This window comes from Streptantibioticus rubrisoli, assembly GCF_024436055.1.
GTDB lineage: Bacteria > Actinomycetota > Actinomycetes > Streptomycetales > Streptomycetaceae > Streptantibioticus_A > Streptantibioticus_A rubrisoli.
In genome coordinates this window covers 41773-47772 of record NZ_JANFNH010000054.1, presented here as the reverse complement: position 1 = coordinate 47772, position 6000 = coordinate 41773, and the positions used below count along the sequence as shown (strand labels likewise).

Sequence of the window (6000 nt, the reverse complement as noted above, 5' to 3'; positions counted from 1 at the left end):
GCCCGGTGTGCACAGGCTGCCCGGGCCGAACGAGATGGTGGTCTCCCCCGCCCTCGCCAGGCTGCTGAACGCCCCGGGCAGCGAACTGCTCAGGCAGCGGCTGCCCTACCGGATCATCGGCACCATCGGCCAGCAGGGCCTGAGCGCTCCCAGTGACCTCTCCTACTACGCGGGCACCAAGGCACTGTCCAGCACCCAGGACAGCTTCTACCGGATCAACCACTTCGGGATGAAGCGGGAGTCCAGTCCACTCGATCCGATCCTGATACTGCTGATCGTCATGGTCCTGGTGGTGCTGCTGATGCCGGTGATGGTGTTCATCGGCACCGCCGTACGGTTCGGCGGCGAGCGCCGGGACCGCAGGCTGGCCGCGCTGCGCCTGGTCGGCGCGGACGTGCCGATGGCACGGCGGATCGCGGCCGGTGAGGCGCTGTTCGGTTCACTGATCGGACTGGTCGTGGGGGCCGGGTTCTTCCTCGTGGTACGGCAGTTCATCGGCTCGTTCACCATGATGGGCATGGGCGTCTTCGCCTCGGACGTGACGCCGAGCGCCCCGCTGGTCGCGCTGATCGCGCTGGCGGTGCCAGCGGCGGCGGTCGCGGTGACGCTGTTCGCACTGCGCGGGGTGACCATCGAACCGCTGGGTGTGGTGCGCGCCGCGACACCGCGACCGCGGCGGCTGTGGTGGCGGCTGGTGCTGCCGGTGGTGGGGCTCGCCCTGCTGTTGCCGCTGATCGGCCGGGTCGGCATGAGCGGTTCGATCAACGAGTACCAGGTCGCCTCCGGTGTGGTGCTGCTGCTGGTGGGTCTGGCGCTGCTGCTGCCATGGCTGGTGGAGGCGGCGGTACGGCGGCTGCGCGGCGGGCCGCTGCCGTGGCAACTGGCCACCCGTAGGCTCCAGTTGAGCAGCGGCACGGCGGCCCGGATGGTCAGCGGGATCACCGTCGCGGTGGCCGGGGCGATCGCGTTGCAGACGCTGTTCGCCGGGGCCGAGCACTACTTCACCTCCCCCACCGGCCAGGACCCGGACCGGGCGCAGATCATGGCCCGGGTCCAGGTGCGCGACGGCGCGCAGGCCCAGCAGGTGGTCACCGCGTTCCGCGCCACGCGGGGGGTGCGGTCGGCGCTGGGCATCACGGAGGCGACGGCCGCGGGCGACAGCGCCAACGACCGCAGGGTTCCGGTCACCGTCGCCGACTGCACGACGCTGCGGGAGATCGCCCGGATCGACGGCTGCTCGCCGAACAGCGTGTTCGTGATCAAGGGGTCGGCCGACAACCCGTCCACCCCCTACGCCCTGCCCGGCAAGCGACTTGACCTCAACTCCCCCGAAGTCGACGCCCCTTCCGGCGCCCCGCGGCCGTGGACCATCCCGGCCGACGCCCGCATCGTGCAGCCGCGCGAGGACGCCGCGGGCATGACGCACTACGGCGTGCTGGCCGCCCCCGGCGCACTGAGCGTCAGCGAACTGACCGACCCGGTGGCCACCGTCGCCATGAAGCTGGACCCGAACGATCCGGACGCGGCGGACCGGGTGCGCAACACCGGCACCCGCCTTGACCCCTCGGACCCGACGATGACGCTGACCGCGACCATGCAGGACCGCACCTACGCCAGCATCCGGCGCGGCCTGCTGGTCGGCGCCACCGCGACGCTGCTGGTGATCGGGGCGAGCATGCTGGTCTCGACGCTGGAGCAACTGCGCGACCGCAAGCGGCTGTTGGCGGTGCTGGTGGCGTTCGGCACCCGGCGCGGCACGCTGGCGCTGTCGGTACTGTGGCAGGCCGCGGTGCCGGTGGCCATCGGCCTCGGGCTCGCTCTGGTGGGCGGGCTCGGGCTGGGCACGGTGCTGCTGAAGATGGTGAAGGCGCCGGTGCGCTTCGACTGGGCGGGCGTCGCGGGCATGACCGGCGCGGGTGCGGCGGTCGTGCTGCTGGTGACGGCGCTGAGCCTGCCCGCGTTGTGGCGCATGATGCGGCCGGAGGGGCTGCGCACGGAGTAACGTTACCGCCGGGCTTCCCCGACGATCCGGACCGGAAGCCCGCGCAGGGCACCGCGCAGCGCCGAGGCGAACTCCTCGAACTCCTCGGCGCGCGCGGTGCCGCCCCGCATGACGAGCGCGATCCGCCGCGCGGGGGCGGGCTCCCGGAAGTACCCGGTGGCCAGGTGCCCGCTGCGCCCGGTCTCCACCCGCACCGCGGTACGCGGCAGCAGCGTCACCCCCAGGCCGCCCGCCACCAGCTGCACCAGCGTGGACAGACCGGCCGCGCTGGTGGCCACCGGGACGCCCTCCGGTCGTCCCACCTCGCGGCAGATGTCCAGCGCCTGGTCCCGCAGGCAGTGCCCCTCCTCAAGGAGCAGCAGGTCGAGTTCGCGCAACACATCACGGGGGATGTCACCGCGCCCGGCGAGCGGATGCCCCTCCGGCGTGACCAGTACGAAGTCCTCGTCGAACAGCGGCAGTTCGGTGAACGACGGCACCCCGAGCGGCACGGCGAGCAGCAGCAGGTCCAGCCGCCCGGCGGCCAGTCCCTCGACCAGCGAGGCGGTCTGCTCCTCGTGGACCTGCAGGTCCAGGTCCGGATAGCGCTCGTGCACCAGCCGCAGCACGGTCGGCAGCAGATACGGTGCCACGGTCGGGATCACCCCGAACCGCAGCGTCCCGGTGAACGGCGCCCGGACCGCCTCGGCCTCCTCCATCAGCGCGCCGACCGCGTCCAGCACCGCTTGCGCCCGCACCGCCAGCCGCTCCCCGGCCGGGGTGAGCAGCACCTTGCGGGTGGTACGTTCCACCAACTGCACGCCGACCACTTCCTCCAGCGCGGCGACCGCACCGGACAGCGCGGGCTGGCTGCTCCCGATGGCAGCGGCGGCATCACGGAAGTGCAGATGCTCGGCAACCGCGGCGAACGCCCGCAACTGGGCGAGGGTCGGCTGACGCTGGCTATTGATAAGGGTCTCCGGTCGGGCTCAGGACGTGCGGCGGTTTCACTGATTAATGCACTCTATGCCGCTGTGTCCGGCTCCCGCGAAGCCGCAGGAGCCCGACCCCTCCTCCCAGAGGAGTTACCCACCACCGCCGACAGCGCCCAACTCGCCTACCGCATCACCGCCGACAGCCCCCGGCACCGCGCGCCGGGCAGCCTTGCCGCCCGGCCACAGCGCCTCGCACAGGCATTGGTTCGGCGGCTGCCGCCGGGGCGGCTAGAGAGGAGAAGACTGCCGCCAGAGCGGCAGTCCACACGGCCGTCTTACCTTGGGCGTCCTCCTGCATTGCGGTCATGCGAGGGCAAGAGGCGGTTTACCCACTACCGATTTGCGCCATCGCACTCAGGAGGCACCTTCACTCAGATAGCTCCCAATCAAGCACTCCCCTTAACCACCGCACGACGCGAACACCACTGGCGCCAACGGCTCGGCCGCTTCCCCCAAAGACCGGCCGTCAGCCATCACCTCGGGGCGGAGGCGCATCCGTAGGCTGCGGGACCTGGTTTGATCACTTGGTTTCCAAGGCGGCCCTGGGTGCGACGGGTGGTTGGCGGATCCACCTGAGGAAATGAGCGGCAGGCTCCCCCTTGTACGCGGTACGGTGCGCCGATGTCAGCGATCAAGAAGTTCCAAGTCACCTTTGACTGCGCAGAACCTGAACGCCTCGCTCGCTTCTGGTGCGAGGTGCTGGGGTACGTCATACCGCCGCCACCGGAGGGGTTCGCCACCTGGGACGATTTCAACCGCACTCTGCCTCCTGCGGAGCAGGGTTCATGGTTCGCCTGCAGTGATCCCTCAGGCGTGGGCCCGCGCCTGTACTTCCAACGCATCCCCGAAGGCAAGATCGTCAAGAACCGGGTGCATCTCGACGTCCGGGTCGGCACCGGGCTCGTGGGGGACGAGCGCCTCGCCACGCTCGAAGCCGAGTGCGCACGACTGGTCGCGCTCGGCGCCACCCACGTGCAAACGCTGTATGCCGATGAGGAAAACGAGTCGTGCATCCTCATGCTGGACATCGAGGGCAACGAGTTCGATCTCGACTGAGCATTCTCCGAGCCGGGGGATGCGGGGGAGCCGCCTCCCCGGGCCTCTCTGATCTCGTATGGGGCGGGGGTTACCCCGTGAGGGCGAGGTTGTGCAGCCGGGCGATACCGAGCATGGCGGTGTGAACGCCGTCGCCTTGCGGACGGCAGTCACGAAGGATCCTCCAAGCCTTCATCCGCGCGAAGACGCGCTCGACGCGGGTCCGGACCTTGCGGTGGGAAGTGTTGTGCTCCTCTTTCCAAGCGGGCAGTTCGGTCTGGCCGCGTTCACGGCAGTATGGAATGAGCAGGCCGGTGCCCCGATAGCCGCCGACCGCATGACCGTGGCCCGGCCGACGGCGGCCATCGCGCCGGAAAGTTCCCACGCCTTGCAATCATTGCGGTTGCCGGGCAGCGGCCGGCCGACAGCGACAACGAGTTGGGAGTGCCGACCCCGCCACTAGCGCCGACGGGTGCGGAAGCCGCCGGGGGTGTCGCCGGTCTCGCGGGTGAAGAACTTCCCGAAGTTGGCGGGTTCGGAGAATCCGAGCATCCGGCCGATCGCGGCGACGGGCAGGTCGGTGTGCACGAGCAGGCGCTGCGCCTCCAGCGCGGCGCGGGCGTCGATGAGTTCTTTGGCGGTGCGGCCGGTAGCGGCCTGGCAGGCCCGGGTCAGGGTGCGTGGTGAGTAGCCGAGTCGGGCGGCGTACTTCTGCACGGAGCGGGTGGCGGCGAAGGAGCGCTCCAGCTCGTACCGGAAGGCACGGAAGACCTCGCCGCCGACCATCGCCGAGGCGGCACGGTCCGGATGGGGCAGCCGGGCCAGGCGCAGCAGCACCGCGCCGAGGAGCTGGCGCAGCAGCGAGACGGTCAGGTCGGCGTCCGTCTTATCTCGGCGCTCCTCCAGGGTGTGGTACTCGGCCGCGATCTCGGCCAGGGCCCGGTCGAGAACCTGGTGGTCGCCCGGGGACAGCGTCCAACCGGCCGGGCCGAAGCCGTCGAGGAGGGACGCGAGCTGAGCCAGGCGCGGTGGGAAGGCGGCGGTGAACAGCACCAGCACGGCATCCAGTTCAGCCAGGCGGCCCTCAGCATCGACCGGGAACCGCTGGACCTGCCCGGGCCGCAGATGCAGCAGTCTGCCCGGTGCGCAGGGCTGGGGGACGAAATCGACCATCATGCTTGCCTCACCGCCTCGTACGAGGAGCAGTTGATGGAAGTCCGGTCGGCTCGCGGTGTGGGCGACCGCCCTTTTCATGCGGCGGCGCAGGACGTCGTACGTCAGGACCTCGATGCCCAGCCGCGGGCGGTCGGGATTGCGGTAGGCGATGTCGATGACGTCGCGTTGTCCAACTTTGACCATGGCGGGTCCCGACCCTACCTCGTCCCGGGAGCGCCTTGGCGGGGATCGTGGAGGCGTCGCCGCGTGCTGCCGGTCTGCGCCCCTGAACCCGGCGGCGCGCTCGTACATCCCTGCCCCGATGGGCACACACCAGGTAAGGACCCACCACTGTGAAGACTGCGATCACCGATCCCGCACTGCTGCCCGGCGCGTTCGAGGATGCCCTGAACGGCGGTGATGTCGAGGGCGTACTGGCCCTGTTCGCCCCTGGCGCCACCATGCGCACGCCGGCCGGCGAGGTCATCGCCGGTCACGAGGCGCTGCGCCGGGAGATCAGCGGGACCGTCGCCGCCCGTGGACGGCTCACCAACATCCCCCGGCACACCCTGGTCGGCGCCGAGGCCGCGCTGCTGGTCACCGACTGGACCCTGGAAGTCACCGGCCCCGATGGCGAGCGTGTCGCCCCGACCGGCACCACCGCCAACGTCGCGTGCCGGGGCGTTGACGGCTGCTGGCGGTTCGCCGTGCTCAATCCGCTCGGCACGGCCTGAGCGACGGCCCGAGCGCGAAATGCGCCGGGCTCCACCGGCCCGACGGTGGTCCGTCCCGCCCGGCAGCGGCCGGACGGACCACCGAGGCTCCGCGGCACCG

At 70.8% G+C, this 6000-nt stretch carries 5 protein-coding genes and 1 pseudogene; 3 read left to right on the top strand and 3 right to left on the bottom strand.

Annotation, left to right across the window (positions count from 1 at the left end):
- A partial coding sequence (locus tag NON19_RS29565) for an FtsX-like permease family protein (protein WP_255932219.1) occupies positions 1-2002 on the top strand: 2002 nt, incomplete at its 5' end.
- Positions 2003-2004: 2 nt separating this feature from the next.
- Here the strand turns inward: NON19_RS29565 and NON19_RS29560 are convergent.
- A complete protein-coding gene (locus tag NON19_RS29560; protein ID WP_255932218.1) occupies positions 2005-2919 on the bottom strand; it encodes a hydrogen peroxide-inducible genes activator in 915 nt (304 codons plus the stop codon).
- A 678-nt stretch (positions 2920-3597) separates the two neighbouring features.
- On the opposite strand from NON19_RS29560, the gene NON19_RS29555 reads away from it, so the two are divergent.
- On the top strand, positions 3598-4032 hold the full coding sequence (locus tag NON19_RS29555) for a VOC family protein (protein ID WP_255932217.1): 435 nt from the start codon (positions 3598-3600) through the stop codon (positions 4030-4032).
- Positions 4033-4102: 70 nt separating this feature from the next.
- Here the strand turns inward: NON19_RS29555 and NON19_RS29550 are convergent.
- Both NON19_RS29550 and NON19_RS29545 read right to left on the bottom strand, forming a co-directional pair.
- Positions 4103-4455: pseudogene (locus NON19_RS29550) on the bottom strand (transposase); the annotation flags it as partial.
- Between the two features lie 15 nt (positions 4456-4470).
- Positions 4471-5370, bottom strand: a complete 900-nt coding sequence (locus tag NON19_RS29545; RefSeq protein ID WP_255932216.1) for a helix-turn-helix domain-containing protein — start codon at positions 5368-5370, stop codon at positions 4471-4473.
- Positions 5371-5519: 149 nt separating this feature from the next.
- Here NON19_RS29545 and NON19_RS29540 point away from each other — a divergent pair, with 149 nt between their 5' ends.
- Positions 5520-5900 (top strand): YybH family protein, encoded by a 381-nt coding sequence (locus NON19_RS29540; RefSeq protein ID WP_255932215.1) that lies wholly within the window; start codon positions 5520-5522, stop codon positions 5898-5900.
- The last annotated feature ends 100 nt before the right edge of the window (positions 5901-6000 follow it).

Excerpts from the sequence above, each read along its gene's own strand:
- NON19_RS29555 (WP_255932217.1), top strand. The coding sequence starts at position 3,598 with ATGTCAGCGATCAAGAAGTTCCAAGTCACCTTTGACTGCGCAGAACCT.
- NON19_RS29545 (WP_255932216.1), bottom strand. The coding sequence starts at position 5,370 with ATGGTCAAAGTTGGACAACGCGACGTCATCGACATCGCCTACCGCAAT.